Here is a 15,592-nt window from a genome sequence, read left to right on the forward strand (position 1 = left end):
ACCGGACTGACTCAGATACCGGGCTGACTCAGTCGCCGGACCGCACGGCCGCGACGAACTGCTCGATCAGCGCCGCATCCTTCACACCGCGGGACGATTCGACACCGCTCGACACGTCGACACCCCACGCGCCGGTCGCGTCGACGGCGGCCCGCACGTTGCCGGGATGAAGCCCGCCGGCCAGGATCCATTCGCCGTCCGGCCTGCTCTGGTTCGTCCAGTCCCAGGGCACCCCGGCCCCGGCGGTGGCCCCGTCGACGAGGATGCGGTCTGCTCCGAAATCGCCCGACGTGTCACCGGCGACGACGGCACGGATCACGCCGAGCCCCGCCTCCCGCAACCGGGTGACGTCGTCGGCGGATTGCAGGTCGTGCACCTGGACGGTGCCGAGACCTGCCGCCGCGGCGACCTCGATCACCTCCGGCACGGAACTCCCCTTGAACACGCCCACCGCGACGGTGTGACCGGTGACCCGGCGGACCAGCGGCGCGGCGTCGCCGGGGGAGATTCGGCGGACGCTGTCGGCGAACACGAAACCCACGGCGTCCACGCCGAGGCGCACGGCCAGATCGACGGAGGCCGCGTCACGCAGACCGCACACCTTGATGAAAGTCACCCCCGCGATTTTACCGGTCGCTCCGACTCGCCGACGCGGTGCGGGTTCGCGCTCTAGGCTTCGTGAGGTGGACTGGCTCAGCGACCTCAGCGTGATCACCGGGCCTCTGCCCTGGATCCTCACGGTGATCGGCGCGCTCGGTGGCGTGTGGCTGCTCGCCGCCCGCGCACCGTGGTACCGCAGGAAGGCGATTCCGATCTTCCTGGCCGTGTCGGTGGTCGTCACCGTCGTCCTGTACGTGATGGTCGAGAAGGTTCTCCGGCCGTTCCCCGACCCCATCGAGATCTCCATCTACGTGTGGATCGGTCTGGGGCTCTTTGCAATCGTCCTGCTCGTGCCGCGGATCCGCGCCGGCCGGACGGTGAAGGCCGCAATCGTGTCGGTGCTCGCGGTCGTCGCCGTCCTCCTCGCGTCGGCGACCCAGATCAATCTGGTGTTCGACGCCTACCCCACGGTGGGCACGGCATTCGGGGCGGAACCGTTCGACCGGGTCCAGATGAACGACCTCGGCAGCGCCACCGAGAACGTGGTGACGGGAACGCCGCTCGACGCGTCGTGGACGGCCCCGCCCGGGATGCCGTCCGAGGGACGGGTCCTGACGGCGCCCGTTCCCGGGACGGAGTCGGGGTTCGCCGCCCGCGACGCCGAAATCTACCTCCCGCCCGCCTACTTCGCCAACCCGCGCCCGCTGCTGCCCGTGCTCGTGATGCTGGCCGGTCAGCCCGGCTCGCCGGAGGACTGGTTCGCCGGCGGCAAGCTCGCCACGACGATGAACGAGTTCGCCGCGAAACACGACGGGCTGGCCCCGATCGTGGTGGTGGCGGACGGCACCGGTTCGCAGATCGCGAACCCCCTGTGCACCGATTCGAAGCTGGGTAACGTGGCCACGTATCTGGCGAAGGACGTTCCGGCCTGGGTGAAGTCGAATCTGCAGGTGAACCCGGACCCGAAGGCGTGGGCCGTCGGCGGCCTGTCCTACGGCGGCACCTGCTCGCTGCAGATGGCCACCAACTATCCCGACGTGTATCCGACGTTCCTCGACATCTCGGGTCAGGAAGCGCCCACCCTCGGCGACCACCAGCGCACCCTCGACGACGGCTTCGGCGGTGACGAGGCGGCGTTCAAGAAGGTCAATCCGCTCGACCTGATGGCGTCGAACAAATACCCGGACACGGCCGGGGTCTTCGTCATCGGGAGCGACGACGACGCCTACAAGCCGGGAGCGCAGAAGGTCTATCAGGCCGCGAAGAACGCCGGCATGGACGTGCAGTACGTGGAAGTGCCGGGCGGGCACAGCTTCGCGGTGTGGTCCGCCGGGCTGGAGAAGGAATTGCCCTGGCTGGCACAGCGGTTGGGGCTGATCGGTTCGTAGGAACCCGCCACGGCGGAGAGGGGCGACATGACGGCGGCAGCGAAGGTACTGCGGGTGGGTTCGGCCCTGCCCGACCCGCCGTTCGAGTTCCGCGACGGTGCGGCGCGTGCGGGGTTCGACGTCGAGTTCACCCGGGCGCTCGCGCGGGAACTCGGCCTCGAGTGGGCGCTCGTCCCGTACCGGGGCACCGACTTCAACGGCATCTTCGGCGCACTGGCGAACGGCGAATTCGACTGCATCGCCTCGGGAACCACCGTGACGCCGGAGCGGCGGGAGCGCGCCGATTTCTGCGCCCCGTACCTCGTGTCGGGTCAGTCCCTGGCCGTCGACACGTCCCGGCATCCGGGCGTGCACGGGGTCGACGACCTGCGCGGCCTGACCGTCGGTGTCCAGCACGGCAACACCAGTCAGCCGATCGTCGAACGCCTCGTCGCGGAGGGCCGCGCGGGCGCGATCCGGGTGTATGCGTACGACCGGATCGGGCAGGCCCTCGACGACCTGTCCTCGGGCGGGTGCGATGCCGTCATGAAACTCGCGCCGGTCCTCACCTGGCTGGTTCGGGACCGTCCGCACGTCGAGGTGGTCGAACGGGGGATTTCCCGGGAGGAGATCGCCGTCGCTGTCCGCACGGGTGATCACGCGCTGCGCGACCGCATCGAGTCGGCGCAGCGCGCCCTGGCCGCGGACGGCACCCTCGACCGGTTGCGGTCGACGTGGCTCGGGATCGGTGAAACGAAAGGTGGCTCGGCATGATTCGCTGTGTGCGACTGTGGACCGGCGCGGACGACGCGTCCCACTTCGAGGAGGGGTTCCTCGCCATGGACCCGGGGCGGAAGGACGACCTCTGCACGGCAGGGATCGACGTGACCCACCTCAGTTTCGAGGAGACCACGTCGGGCGGATCCTTCGACTGGCACACCGCGCCGGTGCGGCAACTCGTACTCACGCTCGGCGGCACCCTCGACTTCCGGACCCGGGGCGGTGACGAGTTCCGCCTTCGCGAGGGCGACGTCCTGCTCGCCGAGGACACGTCCGGCAGCGGTCACGAGTGGACTCTCGTCGGGTCGGACCCGTGGCGTCGCGCATATGTGGTGCTCGCCGAGGGTGCTCCGGTGCCGTTCCGGACGAGTGCACCGTCCGGCACACCTGTCCAAGAATAGGAACGTGTTCTATATTTGCGGCAACCCTTTGTCTCTCGGCGACTGGAGTGCCCGGCATGTATGAGTGGTCAGATACCGACCTGATGTTCCGCGACGCGATCCGCGGTTTCATCGACAAGGAGATTCGACCGCACGTCGACAAGTTGGAGACCGGTGAGCTGCCTCCGTTCGACATCATCCGCAAGCTCTTCGCCACCTTCGGCCTGGACGAGATGGCCCGGGAGGCGCTGACGAAGTCCCTGGACCGCGAACGCAGTGGCGACGCCGCGTCCGGCGCGAAGGAGGAGAAATCCGGCGGCCTCGGAGGCGCGGGCAGTATGGGTGTCATCATGAACGCCGAACTGGCAGGCGTCAGCCTCGGACTCGTCGCCTCGCTCGGGGTGAGTCTCGGGCTCACGGTGGGCACCATCCGCAGTCGCGGGACGCTGGCGCAGAAGGAACGCTGGCTGCCCGGTCTGGTCACGTTCGAGAAGGTCGGGGCGTGGGCCATCACCGAGCCCGACTCCGGCTCGGACGCGTTCGGCGGCATGAAGTCCTACGTGCGCCGCGACGGCGACGACTACATCCTCAACGGGCAGAAGACGTTCATCACCAACGGTCCCTACGCCGATGTCATCGTCGTCTACGCGAAACTCGACGAGGGGGACTCGTCCGTCGACCGCCGCGACCGGAAGGTGCTCGCCTTCGTCCTGGACGCGGGCATGGAGGGGCTCACGCAGGGGGCGCCGTTCAAGAAGATGGGCATGAACTCCTCGCCCACCGGGGAACTGTTCTTCGACAACGTGCGCGTCACCCGTGACCGTCTGCTCGGCGAGACGGAGGACGGCGGCAAGTCGGACGGCAAGTCCAGCGCGAAGGAGAACTTCGCGGCCGAACGGATCGGTATCGCGTCGCTGTCGCTCGGCATCATCAACGAATGTCACCGGCTCTGCATCGACTACGCCAAGTCCCGCAAGCTGTGGGGCAAGGAGATCGCCCAGTTCCAGCTCATCCAGCTCAAGCTCGCCGAGATGGAGATCGCGCGCATCAACGTGCAGAACATGGTCTTCAACGCCATCGAGCGCACCGCGGCGGGGGATCGGGTGAGCCTCGCGGAGGCGTCGGCGATGAAGCTCTACTCCTCGCGGGCCGCCACCGAGGTGGCGATGGAGGCGGTGCAGCTGTTCGGCGGCAACGGCTACATGGCCGAGTACCGGGTCGAGCAACTCGCGCGCGACGCGAAGTCGCTGATGATCTACGCGGGCAGCAACGAGATCCAGGTGACGCACATCGCGAAGGGCCTGCTGGCGATGTGAGGTCCGGCCCCGGGAACAAATGTCGTACGGCGTACGTTAGTGGGGTGTCGTCAACGAAAGGACACCACCGTGAAGGTCACCGCGAGCGCACTGTCGCTGAACGTCGCCGACCCCGTCGCGTCGGCCGAGTTCGCCAAATCCCACCTGGGCTTCGTCGAGGAGATGGCCGCGGAGGGCTTCGTGTCACTGAAACGCGCGGACGTCGGCTTCAATCTGGTCTTCCTGAAGACCGGACTGGAGACGTTCAAACCCGCGCGGATCGCCGGTGACGCCGGCCAAGGGCTGTTGATCGCACTCGTCGTCGACGGCATCGACCGCGAATACGAGCGACTGCAGGCGGAAGGCGTCCCGATCGTGACGCCCATCGAAACCGAGCCGTGGGGCGAACGCTACTTCCAGATGAGCGACCCGAACGGGGTGATCATCCAACTGGTCGAATGGGTGTAGCGGTCACACCGCGGCTAGAAACGGCTCGACGGCCGCGAGCACGTCGGTGCTCGCGGCCACGGCCGTCGAATGGTCGAAACCGGGCAGGATCGCCAGCGACGCACCGGGAATCAGCGCCGCCACCCGCCGGGTGTCGCCGATCCGCTCGGTGTCCTCCGAGCCGACGAACAGCAGGGTGGGGACGGCGATCCGGCGCAGGACGTCGTCGTCGACTCCCGGCTCCACACCCGACCGTCGCATGTACGCGGCGAGGGCCTTCGCGTCGTTCGCCATGAACGCCACCCGCGTTCCGGCGTCGATCGGCCACGCACGCCGGGCATTCCACTGCCCGAGGAATGCGTCCATGCCGTCCCGTTCGAGGACGTCGATGCAGCCCGGGAAGAACAGCCGGTCGAACGCGCCGGCCTGCGGGAGGCTGCTGCCACCGCCGACGATCAGGCTCTCCAGGCGGTCGGGCGCGCCGACCGCCAGCGCCAGCGCGACCCGGCCGCCGAGCGAATACCCCAGCACGTGCGCGCTGGGAAGCTCCAGGTGGTCGAGGACCGCCAGGACGTCGCCGCTGAGCAGATCCATCGCGTACGCGTCCTCGTCGTGCGGCTTGTCGCTGCGCCCGTGGCCCCGCAGATCGACCAGGATCAGCCGGTACCGATCACGCAGCGCGGCGACGTAACCGAACCCGCGCCAGATCGCGTGGGAGAGGGCCGTGCCGTGGACGAGGACGAGCGGTTCCCCGTCGCCGACCGTCCGATACGCGATCCGGACGCCGTCGACGGGATTGGTAGCGTGCTGCACCCGCCCAGTCTGCATCACGCGCGTCGCGGCCGACTCCCGGACTGCACTCGGGCGCACAGGTCGGGGGCGATACTGGTGGCATGCCGATTCCCCCGAACCCCTCGCTCGACCCCGACGAACTGCTGGCCGTCGCGATCGCCGAGGCGGAACTCGGCAAACGCGAGGGCGGGATTCCGATCGGGGCCGCACTGTTCGCCGGCGACGGAACCCTGCTCGGCCGCGGCCGCAACCGGCGGGTCCAGCACGGCGACCCGTCCGTCCACGGTGAGACGGACGCGTTCCGCGCCGCCGGACGCCAGCGCGACTACCGCTCGACGATCATGGTGACCACCCTGTCACCGTGCTGGTACTGCAGCGGACTGGTCCGGCAGTTCAACATCGGCGCGATCGTCGTGGGGGAGAGCGTCACCTTCACCGGCGGACACGAATGGCTCCGCGAGAACGGCGTCGACGTCACCGTCCTGCGCGACCAGCACTGCATCGACCTCATGGCCGAATTCATCGCGAGCAGACCCGCACTATGGCACGAGGACATCGGCGTCGCCGAATAGCTCTCGCCCGTGCGCCTTTTTGGTAGCTGGGACTACCGGAAAGGCGCACAAGCGCGAAGCGCCTCCCCGGTCAGTTCCAGCCACCGGGTGACGCCGATGTCGTGGAGGAACTGCCGGTCGTGGCTGACCACGATCAGCGCGCCGCGGTAACTGCGGAGCGCCTGCGTGAGGTGCGCGAGGCTCGGCAGGTCGAGGTTGTTCGTCGGCTCGTCCAACAGCAGCAGTCGCGGGGCGGGCTCGGCCAGCAGGATGGTCGCGAGGGCCGCCCGCAACCGTTCCCCGCCCGACAGCGCCGACGCGAGAACATCGGAATCGTTGCCCCGGAACAGGAACCGGGCCAGCTGGGCGCGGATCTGTTCCTGCGACGCGTGCGGCGCCGCCGCGGCCACGTTCTCGGCGACCGTCAGCGACTCGTCGAACACGTCGAGTCGCTGCGGCAGGGCCTTGAACGGCACCCGCGGTCCTGCAGCCACGACGGCGTCGAGCAGGGTCGTCTTCCCGACGCCGTTGCGTCCGACGAGGGCGATCCGCTCGGGACCGGTCACGTCCCGCGACACCTGCTGTCCGCTGCGCAGGCTCAGGTCCCGGACGGAGACCACCTCCTGACCCGAGTACACCTCCGTGGCGGGCAGGTCGATGCGCACCTCGCGGTCGTCCCGCAGGGCACTCTCCGCTTCCGTCAACGAATCCCGCGCCTCGTCGACCTTCGCGATGTGATTGTTCCGCAGCTTCCCCGCCGACTCCTGAGCCTGCCGCTTCCGCAGGCCCATCACGATCTTCGGTTCGCGCTTGTTCTCGAACATCTTCTGCCCGTACCGCTTACGGCGGTCGATCTTGATGCGGGCCTCGACGAGTTCCCGCTTCTGCTTCTGCACGTCGCTGCGGGCGTCGCGCACCGCGGCCCGCGCGGCCTCCTGCTCCGCCTCGACGATCTCCTGGTACGCGCCGAAGTTGCCACCGAACATGCGGATCTCGCCGGCGCGCAGTTCCGCGATCGACGTCATGAGGTCGAGCAGGGCGCGGTCGTGGCTGACCACCAGCAGCGTGCCCGGAAACTGTTGCACGACTTCGTAGAGCTTGCTGCGGGACGCGCCGTCGAGGTTGTTGGTGGGCTCGTCGAGGAGCAGCACCTCCGGTTCCCTCAGCAGTTGCGCGGTGAGACCGAGCAGCACGGTCTCACCACCGGACAGGGTGCCGACGGTGCGGTCGAGGTCGGCCGTGCTGCCGAGTACCCGCTCGAGACCGAGCCGGTGCAGCGTCGACACGGCCCGCTCCTCGATGTCCCAGCGGCCGGTCGCGGCATCGAAATCCTCGGGGGTGCCGTCGCCGGACTCGATGCGGTGCAACGCCGCCCGAAGATCGTCGATGCCGAGGATCCGGTCGATCGTCAGCGTGGGGTCGAGCGTGATGTCCTGCGGCAGGTACGCCACCTCGCCCTGCGCCGTCACCGACCCGCGGTCGGGACGCAGGCGCCCGGCGATCAGCCGGAGCAGCGTGGATTTACCGGAACCGTTGAGACCTACCAGGCCGGTGCGTCCGGGGCCGAAGACGGCGTCGAGGCCGTCGAACACAGGCTCGCCGTCGGGCCAGGTGAACGTGAGGTCGGACAGGGACAGATATGACTGTGCCATGGGGTACTCCCGAGGTGTGTGCGGATGAAGACTCGCGTGACTACCTCGTCAGGAGCAATGGACCGTTCCCCTCTGTCTGACGCGCCCGGTGCGCATCGGTGACGTTCACGATAGGACGCCGCCGATGCCCGCGCAATCGAATTAAATCTGGGGGCCGTCGGCCCTGAGTTCGTCCACCTTCGCCATGGCCTCGCGCAGTTCGGCCAGCCACTGTTCGCTGTGCTGGCCTGCCAGGCGCACCGTCCACATCAGCGCGTCCGACCGCGACCGCGCCACGCCGGCGTCGACGAGCGTGTCGAGCACCTTGCGTTCGGGTTGGCGGAGCCGGGTCATCACGGGGACGGCGAGGTGGGTGAACAGTGTCTTGTTGTCGTCGAGGCTGACACCCCACGCGACCTTGCGTCCATAGCGCCGCTCGGCCTCGTCCGCGATGCGCATCCGATCGCCTCGGGTCGTCTCGCGGAAGCGCGAGATGCGCCCCTCGATCGCGGCCTCGGACCCGGAGTCGGCGGACTCGACGGGCGGCAACTCGCCGACCACCACGATCTCCTCCCGGTCGACCTCGACGGTCGCGGGGCCGGTGAACCAGTCGTCGGGGAGTCGGCCGGCGAACCACTCGGCCGCGTCGCTCGCGTCGGGGACATCCGCCTGCTGCCAACCACCGGGGCGGCCGAAGCGGCGGGGGCCCGGACCTTGTGCGTTCTTCATGGCGTCCTCCTGGGAGCCGGGTGCCACGATCACTGTGATGCAGCACTGATTACATGATTACACCGATTATTCGAAGCGCGCCACCACGTCAGGCATGATCGAGTCCGTGCGCACCTCAACCGTTCGTCACAGCCCCATCCGTCCCACCCCCACCCGGAAGGCGACCGCCGGAATCGCCGTCCTCGCGACGGTGCTCTCCGCCTGCGGACTGTTCGGGCCCGACCAGCCCGACACCGTGTCGCAGCAGTTCGCCGACGCCCTGAACAGCGACGACGTGCAGGCCGCCGCCGCACTCACCACCGACCCGGCCGCCGCCACCGCCGCGATCACGGCCATGTACGACGGGCTCGGAAACCAGGACGGCACGTACACCCGCACCGACGTGCAGGAGTCGGGCGACGACGGCGGAACCTTCACGATGGACGTGTCCTGGCCGTTCGCCCCGGGACAGGAATGGAAGTACAGCACCACCGGCAACGCCACCAAGGACGGCGACGACTGGAAGATCGTCTGGGACCCGGCCGTGCTCGCACCCGGACTCACCGACGACACCACCGTCCGGTACACCACCACGACGGGGACACCGCCGAAGGTCCTCGCCGCGGGTGGCGCCCCGATCCTCGAGCAACAGGTCGTCACGCTGGTCAACCTCGACCAGGGTGCCGACACCGCCGCGGTCGCGTCGTTGCTGTCGCCCATCGCGCCGACCATCACCGCGGCCTCGCTCCAGCAGGACCTGGCCGGCGCCCAGGGCAAGCCGGTCACCGCCATCTCGCTGCGGGCCGAGGACCTCGCGCCGATCGAACCACAGCTGCGGCAACTCGCCGGAGTCACGCTCGCCCCGCAGACCAGGCTGCTCAGCACCGACAAGACGTTGGCCTCGCCCACCCTCGCGGGGCTGGGCGACCTGTGGCAGCAGGGGCAGGACGCGTCCGCGGGCTGGGCGGTGCAACTGGTCGGTCAGGACGGATCGGCGAAGAGCGTCGCCGGAGAGCAGGGCCCCGACGCCCCCGACATCGCGACGACCCTCGACCTCCCGATGCAGATGGCCGCCGAGCGGGCTCTCGCCGACGTGCCGCAGCAGGCCGCGATCGTCGCCCTGCGCCCCTCCACGGGTGAGGTGCTCGCGGTCGCGCAGAACGCCCCGGCCGACGCGCTCGGCCCGATCGCGCTCACCGGCCTCTACCCGCCGGGATCGACGTTCAAGACGGTGACGACGTCCGCCGCCCTGCAGGCCGGTGCCGCCACCCCCGACACCGTCCTGCCCTGCCCCGGCACCGAGAACATCGAGGGCAGGCAGATCCCCAACGACGACGAATTCGACCTCGGCGCGGTCCCGCTGCACACCGCGTTCGCGCGGTCGTGCAACACCACCATGGGACGGCTCGCGGTCGGGCTGCCACCCGACGCCCTGCAGAAGGCCGCGCTGCAGTTCGGGCTCGGCGTCGACTACGTCACGCCCGGACTGACCACCGTCACCGGCAACGTGCCGATCGCCGACAGTCCCGCCGCCCGGGTCGAGTCCGGCATCGGGCAGGGGCAGGTGACCGCGTCGCCGTTCGGGATGGCTATGGTGGCCGCATCGATCGCGGACGGTTCCACGCCGTCGCCGATGATCGTGCAGGGACAGCCCGGCACCGCCGACAAGACGGCGCCCGCCGTGCCTGCGAACGTCACCGCCGACCTCCGGACGATGATGCGTGAAACTGTGACGGGAGGTACCGCTACTGCGCTGCAGGACATTCCGGGGCTGCTCGGAAAAACCGGCACGGCCGAGTCCGGAAGTGGTCCCGCTCACGGCTGGTTCGTCGGAATCAAGGACGACCTAGCATTTGCCGTCTTTATTGCAACAGGTGACAGTTCGGCCCCTGCTGTGCAGGCTGCGGGGCGTTTTCTTCGATAAACCCGTTCACGCGTTGCTGTTCGGGGATAAGTTGTGGCTCAACCGTAACTCCTTCGTAGGCAAATGGTGCTTGTTACGCATGTGACTGAAAGCAAGATGGTGGACATGGGGAATGGACGATCGCTTGGCCGCCGCAACAGATACGTGATCGCCCTGACGTCGGCTGTCGTTCTGGCGGTAATTCTGGCGTCGTGCGTGCTGTCGAAAGAGGAGGCGACCGCGCAGTCGGTCGTCGACGATTTCGTCAACGCACTGAATGAGGGCGATGCCGCTACAGCTGCAGCGCAAACCTCCTATCCCAACGCCGCGGAGACGGCGATACAGCAGATGTTCGACGGACTCCATCCCGAGGACGCCAAGTTCGACGTGACCCAGTTCATGGATCTCGGCTCGGACTCCGGCTTCTTCACCGTCGGTGCCGCTTGGCATTTCGGTGAGGGCAAGGATTGGACCTACCAGGTTCAGGGCGGCGTGCGGAACCTGTCCGTCGGCTGGCGCATCTCCTGGGATCCGTCGATCCTCGCGCCCGACCTGGGCAACGGGCGCGTCGTCCGCTACGACCGGACGGACGCCGCACCGCCGCGGGTGTTCGACGCTGTCGGCGGGTTGCTCATGAACGAGCAGACCATCAACTCGGTCACCCTCGATCCCGCGACGATGCCCGATCCCGTCGCGACCACCCGGCGTCTGGCGGAGGTCCTCGAGCCGGTGGCTCCCCTCGTGACGGCCGACTCGATGATGGCGGAGATGGCCGAGAAACCCGGCCAGCAGGTCACCGCCGTGCTGTTGCGCGACCAGGACTGGCAATTCCTCGAGGAGGACCTCGCGATCCCCGGCGTCATCACCATCAAGACGCCGAAGCTCATCACGTCGGATCGGCGCATCACGACACCGCTGCTGGATCCGCTGCGCAAGGTGTGGCAGGCCAACCGGGACGCGACGGCCGGCTGGGCCGTCCACCTCGTCGACCCCGACGGCACGCTCATTCCGCAGGCCGGTTTCCAGGGCCCGCCCGGACCGGACATCGTCGCGACGGTGGACTCCCACCTCCAGTTGGCAGCAGAGGAAGCCGTCGTCAGCGTCGGCACCCCCGCGGCGATCGTCGCGATCCAGCCGTCCTCCGGCGCCGTTCTGGCCGCCGCGCAGAACAACCAGGCGATGGAGCAGGGGCCGATCGCGTTCCAGGGTCTCTACAACGCCGGATCGAACCTCGACCTGGTGAAGAAGGCCGCCGGACTGCAGAAGGGCGTCGACCCGTCCTCGCTGTCGATCGAGGACATCGAGAAGGCGGGCAATCAGCTCGGGCTCGGCATGAACTACAAGATCCCGGGCCTCGACCATCAGACCGCCGTCTTCACCGCCGACCAGTCGGGCATGAACCAGGTGATGAACCGCAAGGACAGCGACCTGCCCGCCGTCACGCCGTTCGGGATGGCCATGCTGGCCGCGTCGATCGCACGGGGCAGCGCGCCGGCACCGATGATCGTCCAGGGGCAGCCGGGCACCACCGACGTGGCCGCTCAGCCGCTTCCGGCGAACGTCAACGACCAGTTGCGCGCCATGATGCGCGACAACGTCGTGCGGGGCGGGGCGTCGTTCCTCAACGGCTACCCGGACCTCATGGGCATGAACGGTGCCAGCGGCGACGACCGCTGGTTCTACGGCTCACGCGGCGACCTGGCCTTCGCGGTCTTCGTCGCCGACGCCGACGGCGGCGACCGCGCGGTGAAGATGACCGACATGCTGTTCCGTGAGATGGCGAAGCCGGCGAACTGACGGCGCGGTGATGGCGAAGCCGGCGAACTAAGGGGTGGGACCGTCGGCGCTGAGGGGCGGGCCGTCCGCGCTGAGGGAGTAAGTGAGCAAGGGTAAGTTTCTACCTTGTGTCCCTGCTTGATATCGGTCTTCTCGTCGTAGCGGGGTTCTTCGCGGGACTGGTCGGATTCGTCACCGGCCTGGCGTCCATCGTGTCGTATCCCGCACTCCTCGCCGTCGGTCTGCCGCCGGTGACCGCCAATGTGACCAACACGGTCGCGATGGTGGCGGTCGGCGTGGGCGCGCTGTCCAACTCGACGCGGGAGGTCGCCGACACCGGTCCCAAGCTGTGGCGGTGGGCGCTGTACTCGGCGGCGGGCGGCCTGGTCGGTGCGGGAATCCTGCTGCTGGCGCCCGCGGGGTCGTTCGAGGCGATCGTCCCGTTCATGGTCGCGTTCGCCGCGCTGGCGCTGCTGCTGCAACCCCGATTGCGTGCGCTGGCCGGTGGGCGGGACATGCCCCGCACCTACTCGGTGTCGCTGTTCGTCGTCGCCATCTACGGCGGGTACTTCGGTGCGGGCGCCGGCGTCATCTTCCTGGCCATCGCCCTGATCCTCACGTCGGAGAAGATCTGGCGCGCGACCATCCTGAAGAGCTTTCTCCTCGGCGTCGCGAACCTGGTCGCCGCGATCGGGTTCGCGGCCTTCGGCCCGGTCCACTGGGGCGCCGCCGCCGCGATGGCGATCGGCGCCCTGGCCGGTGGATGGTGCGGCCCGCCCGTGGTCAGGCGGATACCGCCGTCCATCCTCCGCGTCGTCATCTCGATGGCGGGATTCGGCTTGGCCGTGTGGTTGTGGATGCGCTGAGACCGTTTCTCAGCTCAGACGGTTTCTCAGCGCAGACGGTTTCAGTGCACGCCCTTCATCAGACGCTTGATCCACGGTGCCCCGATGGCGAGGAGCACACCCACGGCGATCGAGCCGAGCCCGACCGCGGTGAAGTACGGGACCTCGTTGTTCTCGTCGTAGTACTTCGCCAGCGTTCCCGCCATCGCGGTGCCCAGGGCGACGGACAGGAAGAACAACGCCACCATCTGGGTGTGGAACGCCTCGGGTGCCAGCTTGGTCGACAGCGACAGGCCCACCGGCGACAGCAGCAGTTCCGCGAACGTGAACAGCAGGAGGATGCCTGCAAGACCCAGGAGCGGTGCGCTGTTCGCGCCGCCACCCGACATCGGGATGAACGCGAGGAACGCGAGGCCCATGATGATCGTCCCGGCCGCGAACTTGATCGGCGACGACGGCTGACGGGGGCCGAGTTTCGTCCACGCGGCCGCGAAGACACCCGCGAAGATGATGATGAAGACCGGGTTGATGGACTGCACCCACGACGGCGGGAAGTCCCAGCCGAACAGGTTGCGGTCGAGTCGCTTGTCCGAGTAGACGGCGACGGTGGTGAACTGCTGCTGGAAGAGTGACCAGAACACGGCGCTGGCGATGAACATCGGGATGAACGCAAAGACGCGGCTGCGCTCGACGGCCGTGATGCGGTGACTCGTCAGCATGATCGCGAAATAGCCGATCGCCGCGACGATGGTGAGACCGACGACGATGTCCGACATGTTGGCCGCGGTGATGACCCCGGTGAGCGATAGGGCGGCGATCACGATCACCGCGCCGGCGCCGATCGCGATCCACTTGCTGCGCTGGTCGTGGGGGAGCGGGTTCGTCGGCTCGGCGCCCACACCCCGGAGGTGCTTGCGGCCGAGCGTGTACTGGATCAGTCCGAGCGCCATACCGATCGCGGCCAATGCGAAGCCGGCATGGAAGCCGATGGCGTCCTGCGCCCAGCCCGTCAGCAGTGGGCCGACCAGGGCGCCCAGGTTGATACCCATGTAGAAGATGGAGAATCCGGCGTCGCGGCGCTCGTCCTGTTCGTCGTACAGATCGCCGACCAGGGACGTGGCGTTGGCCTTGAGCCCACCGCTACCGAATGCGACACAGACCAGACCGATGCCCACACCCCACAGGCCCGGGAACACCGCCAGGGCGATGTGGCCGAGCATGACGAGGATGGCGCTGTAGAAGAGGGTGCGTTCGGAGCCGAGGAGACGGTCCGCGACCCACGCGCCCAGGATGGTGGACAGGTACACCGTTCCGCCGTAGGCGCCGACGATGCTGGTCGCGGACGATTCGGCGATTCCGAGACCGCCGTCGGCGGCCGAATAGTAGAGGTAATAGATCAGGATGCCCTGCATCCCGTAGAAGGAGAATCGCTCCCACATCTCGACGCCGAACAGGTTCGCGAGGGCGAACGGCTGGCCGAAGAAACCGCGGTCGGCCCGCCGCTCGTCCCGAGCCGGATCGATGGTGTCACTCATGGGAAAACTGTCTCACCTCGAGCGGAAGTTCGTGTGCCGTCGGGGCGGATTCGCTGTGATCAGGTGGTGGCGCGCGCCCTCGTCACGATCTTCGCGACGGCACGCCAGCCGAGGAGGAACACCGCGAGAACTGTGCCGGCCACGATGACGAAACTGAACGCCGTGCCCTGGCCGCTCACCACGCGCAACAGCATGCCCACCACGAGCGTCGACAACCACACCACGATGCCTGTCGGGACGATGAGGAACGCGTCGAACTTGTCGCGGTAGAGCGCGACGGTCGCGAGCCAGCCGACCGCCAGACCGGACAGGAACGGCCACGCCGTGGTCGCCAGGCCGGTCAGGGCGTTGGCTTCGTCGTGGCTGCGGCGGCCGATCGCGCAGAACACGATGACGAGGACGACATCCAGGGCGAGAGCGGGAAGGTACTTCTTCACACGGCCAGCCTAGAGGTGGTGCCGTCGCGGAGTTCCGGCCGATCGGTTTCACGACGACCGCGCCCCGTCGTCCGGGTGGACGACGGGGCGCGGGTGGTGCCGGTGGGTCAGGCCTGCAGGGCGGCCTCGATCTCGAGGGTGATGGTGATCTTGTCGCCGACGACGGCGCCGCCGCCTTCGAGGGGCATGTCGATGGTGATGCCGAAGTCCTTGCGGTTGAGGACGGTGGTGGCTTCGAAGCCGGCGACCGGTCCGTTGCCCATGCCGGGGTTGACGCCGTTGAATTCGAGGGCGAGCTCGACCTGCCGGGTGACGCCGCGGAGGGTGAAGTCGCCCTCGACCACGTAGTCGTCGCCCTTGGTGCGGACGGCGGTGGAGGTGAAGGTGGCAGTGGGGTACTGCTCGGCGTCGAAGAAGTCGGCGGACTTGATGTGGGCGTCGCGGTCGGCGTTCTTGGTGTCGATGGAGGCGACCTGGATTTCGGCGGTGACGGCGGTGGTGCCGTCCTCGGCGACGGTGATCGCGCCGGCGAAGTCGTTGAAGGT

At 68.3% G+C, this 15,592-nt stretch carries 16 protein-coding genes; 9 read left to right on the plus strand and 7 right to left on the minus strand.

The genetic code is table 11. The features are described from left to right. Positions 1 to 28: 28 nt before the first annotated feature. Positions 29 to 616, minus strand: a complete 588-nt coding sequence (locus tag MLGJGCBP_RS41910; protein ID WP_160103445.1) for a phosphoribosylanthranilate isomerase — start codon at positions 614 to 616, stop codon at positions 29 to 31. Between the two features lie 67 nt (positions 617 to 683). On the opposite strand from MLGJGCBP_RS41910, the gene MLGJGCBP_RS41915 reads away from it, so the two are divergent. From MLGJGCBP_RS41915 to MLGJGCBP_RS41935, 5 genes are all read left to right on the plus strand, one after another. After that, positions 684 to 1,988: an alpha/beta hydrolase gene (locus tag MLGJGCBP_RS41915; RefSeq protein WP_160103447.1), complete on the plus strand. Its 1,305-nt coding sequence runs from the start codon at positions 684 to 686 to the stop codon at positions 1,986 to 1,988. Between the two features lie 27 nt (positions 1,989 to 2,015). After that, positions 2,016 to 2,741: an ABC transporter substrate-binding protein gene (locus MLGJGCBP_RS41920; RefSeq protein WP_160103449.1), complete on the plus strand. Its 726-nt coding sequence runs from the start codon at positions 2,016 to 2,018 to the stop codon at positions 2,739 to 2,741. Next, positions 2,738 to 3,148 carry a hypothetical protein gene (locus MLGJGCBP_RS41925; protein WP_160103451.1) on the plus strand — a complete coding sequence of 137 codons (411 nt, stop codon included), beginning with the start codon at positions 2,738 to 2,740 and terminating at the stop codon, positions 3,146 to 3,148. The genes MLGJGCBP_RS41920 and MLGJGCBP_RS41925 overlap by 4 nt, the downstream gene beginning before the upstream one ends. Positions 3,149 to 3,204: 56 nt before the next feature. Continuing rightward, the gene (locus tag MLGJGCBP_RS41930; protein WP_160103453.1) at positions 3,205 to 4,443 is read left to right on the plus strand and encodes an acyl-CoA dehydrogenase family protein; all 1,239 of its coding nucleotides are present in this window, start codon (positions 3,205 to 3,207) and stop codon (positions 4,441 to 4,443) included. 69 nt (positions 4,444 to 4,512) lie between these two features. Then, a complete protein-coding gene (locus MLGJGCBP_RS41935; protein ID WP_087556787.1) occupies positions 4,513 to 4,890 on the plus strand; it encodes a VOC family protein in 378 nt (125 codons plus the stop codon). Between the two features lie 3 nt (positions 4,891 to 4,893). On the opposite strand, the gene MLGJGCBP_RS41940 is transcribed toward MLGJGCBP_RS41935, so the two are convergent. Continuing rightward, positions 4,894 to 5,697, minus strand: a complete 804-nt coding sequence (locus MLGJGCBP_RS41940) for an alpha/beta fold hydrolase (RefSeq protein WP_201453353.1) — start codon at positions 5,695 to 5,697, stop codon at positions 4,894 to 4,896. A gap of 65 nt (positions 5,698 to 5,762) precedes the next feature. Here MLGJGCBP_RS41940 and MLGJGCBP_RS41945 point away from each other — a divergent pair, with 65 nt between their 5' ends. Further along, positions 5,763 to 6,233 carry a nucleoside deaminase gene (locus tag MLGJGCBP_RS41945; protein ID WP_160103457.1) on the plus strand — a complete coding sequence of 157 codons (471 nt, stop codon included), beginning with the start codon at positions 5,763 to 5,765 and terminating at the stop codon, positions 6,231 to 6,233. Between the two features lie 32 nt (positions 6,234 to 6,265). Here the strand turns inward: MLGJGCBP_RS41945 and MLGJGCBP_RS41950 are convergent, their stop codons facing one another. Together MLGJGCBP_RS41950 and MLGJGCBP_RS41955 are read right to left on the minus strand one after the other, a co-directional pair. Then, positions 6,266 to 7,864 carry an ABC-F family ATP-binding cassette domain-containing protein gene (locus MLGJGCBP_RS41950; RefSeq protein WP_160103459.1) on the minus strand — a complete coding sequence of 533 codons (1,599 nt, stop codon included), beginning with the start codon at positions 7,862 to 7,864 and terminating at the stop codon, positions 6,266 to 6,268. A gap of 141 nt (positions 7,865 to 8,005) precedes the next feature. Beyond that, positions 8,006 to 8,572 (minus strand): hypothetical protein, encoded by a 567-nt coding sequence (locus tag MLGJGCBP_RS41955; protein ID WP_160103461.1) that lies wholly within the window; start codon positions 8,570 to 8,572, stop codon positions 8,006 to 8,008. Between the two features lie 94 nt (positions 8,573 to 8,666). Between MLGJGCBP_RS41955 and MLGJGCBP_RS41960 the strand changes: the two genes are divergently transcribed. The 3 genes from MLGJGCBP_RS41960 to MLGJGCBP_RS41970 all read left to right on the plus strand — a co-directional run bounded on the left by MLGJGCBP_RS41960 (position 8,667) and on the right by MLGJGCBP_RS41970 (position 13,096). After that, positions 8,667 to 10,475, plus strand: coding sequence for a penicillin-binding transpeptidase domain-containing protein (locus MLGJGCBP_RS41960; RefSeq protein ID WP_160103463.1), 1,809 nt, complete (start codon positions 8,667 to 8,669; stop codon positions 10,473 to 10,475). 96 nt (positions 10,476 to 10,571) lie between these two features. Beyond that, the gene (locus tag MLGJGCBP_RS41965) at positions 10,572 to 12,251 is read left to right on the plus strand and encodes an NTF2-like N-terminal transpeptidase domain-containing protein (RefSeq protein ID WP_087556781.1); all 1,680 of its coding nucleotides are present in this window, start codon (positions 10,572 to 10,574) and stop codon (positions 12,249 to 12,251) included. 107 nt (positions 12,252 to 12,358) lie between these two features. Beyond that, a complete protein-coding gene (locus tag MLGJGCBP_RS41970) occupies positions 12,359 to 13,096 on the plus strand; it encodes a sulfite exporter TauE/SafE family protein (RefSeq protein ID WP_160103465.1) in 738 nt (245 codons plus the stop codon). A gap of 41 nt (positions 13,097 to 13,137) precedes the next feature. Here the strand turns inward: MLGJGCBP_RS41970 and MLGJGCBP_RS41975 are convergent, their stop codons facing one another. The 3 genes from MLGJGCBP_RS41975 to MLGJGCBP_RS41985 all read right to left on the minus strand — a co-directional run. Further along, positions 13,138 to 14,610, minus strand: coding sequence for a peptide MFS transporter (locus MLGJGCBP_RS41975; protein ID WP_087556779.1), 1,473 nt, complete (start codon positions 14,608 to 14,610; stop codon positions 13,138 to 13,140). A 59-nt stretch (positions 14,611 to 14,669) separates the two neighbouring features. Continuing rightward, positions 14,670 to 15,047, minus strand: coding sequence for a DUF3054 domain-containing protein (locus MLGJGCBP_RS41980; protein ID WP_160103467.1), 378 nt, complete (start codon positions 15,045 to 15,047; stop codon positions 14,670 to 14,672). Positions 15,048 to 15,154: 107 nt separating this feature from the next. Beyond that, positions 15,155 to 15,592 (minus strand): YceI family protein (locus MLGJGCBP_RS41985; RefSeq protein ID WP_160103469.1); only part of this gene is annotated, 438 nt, incomplete at its 5' end.

Source organism: Rhodococcus sp. T7, from assembly GCF_009872365.1.
Taxonomy (GTDB): Bacteria; Actinomycetota; Actinomycetes; order Mycobacteriales; family Mycobacteriaceae; genus Rhodococcus_F.

Bases quoted from the DNA above. Each gene is read 5' to 3' on its own strand.
- MLGJGCBP_RS41920 (WP_160103449.1), top strand. From the start codon at position 2,016: ATGACGGCGGCAGCGAAGGTACTGCGGGTGGGTTCGGCCCTGCCCGAC.
- MLGJGCBP_RS41925 (WP_160103451.1), top strand. From the start codon at position 2,738: ATGATTCGCTGTGTGCGACTGTGGACCGGCGCGGACGACGCGTCCCAC.
- MLGJGCBP_RS41930 (WP_160103453.1), top strand. From the start codon at position 3,205: ATGTATGAGTGGTCAGATACCGACCTGATGTTCCGCGACGCGATCCGC.
- MLGJGCBP_RS41940 (WP_201453353.1), bottom strand. From the start codon at position 5,697: ATGCAGACTGGGCGGGTGCAGCACGCTACCAATCCCGTCGACGGCGTC.
- MLGJGCBP_RS41945 (WP_160103457.1), top strand. From the start codon at position 5,763: ATGCCGATTCCCCCGAACCCCTCGCTCGACCCCGACGAACTGCTGGCC.
- MLGJGCBP_RS41950 (WP_160103459.1), bottom strand. From the start codon at position 7,864: ATGGCACAGTCATATCTGTCCCTGTCCGACCTCACGTTCACCTGGCCC.
- MLGJGCBP_RS41955 (WP_160103461.1), bottom strand. From the start codon at position 8,572: ATGAAGAACGCACAAGGTCCGGGCCCCCGCCGCTTCGGCCGCCCCGGT.
- MLGJGCBP_RS41960 (WP_160103463.1), top strand. From the start codon at position 8,667: ATGATCGAGTCCGTGCGCACCTCAACCGTTCGTCACAGCCCCATCCGT.
- MLGJGCBP_RS41965 (WP_087556781.1), top strand. From the start codon at position 10,572: ATGGTGGACATGGGGAATGGACGATCGCTTGGCCGCCGCAACAGATAC.
- MLGJGCBP_RS41975 (WP_087556779.1), bottom strand. From the start codon at position 14,610: ATGAGTGACACCATCGATCCGGCTCGGGACGAGCGGCGGGCCGACCGC.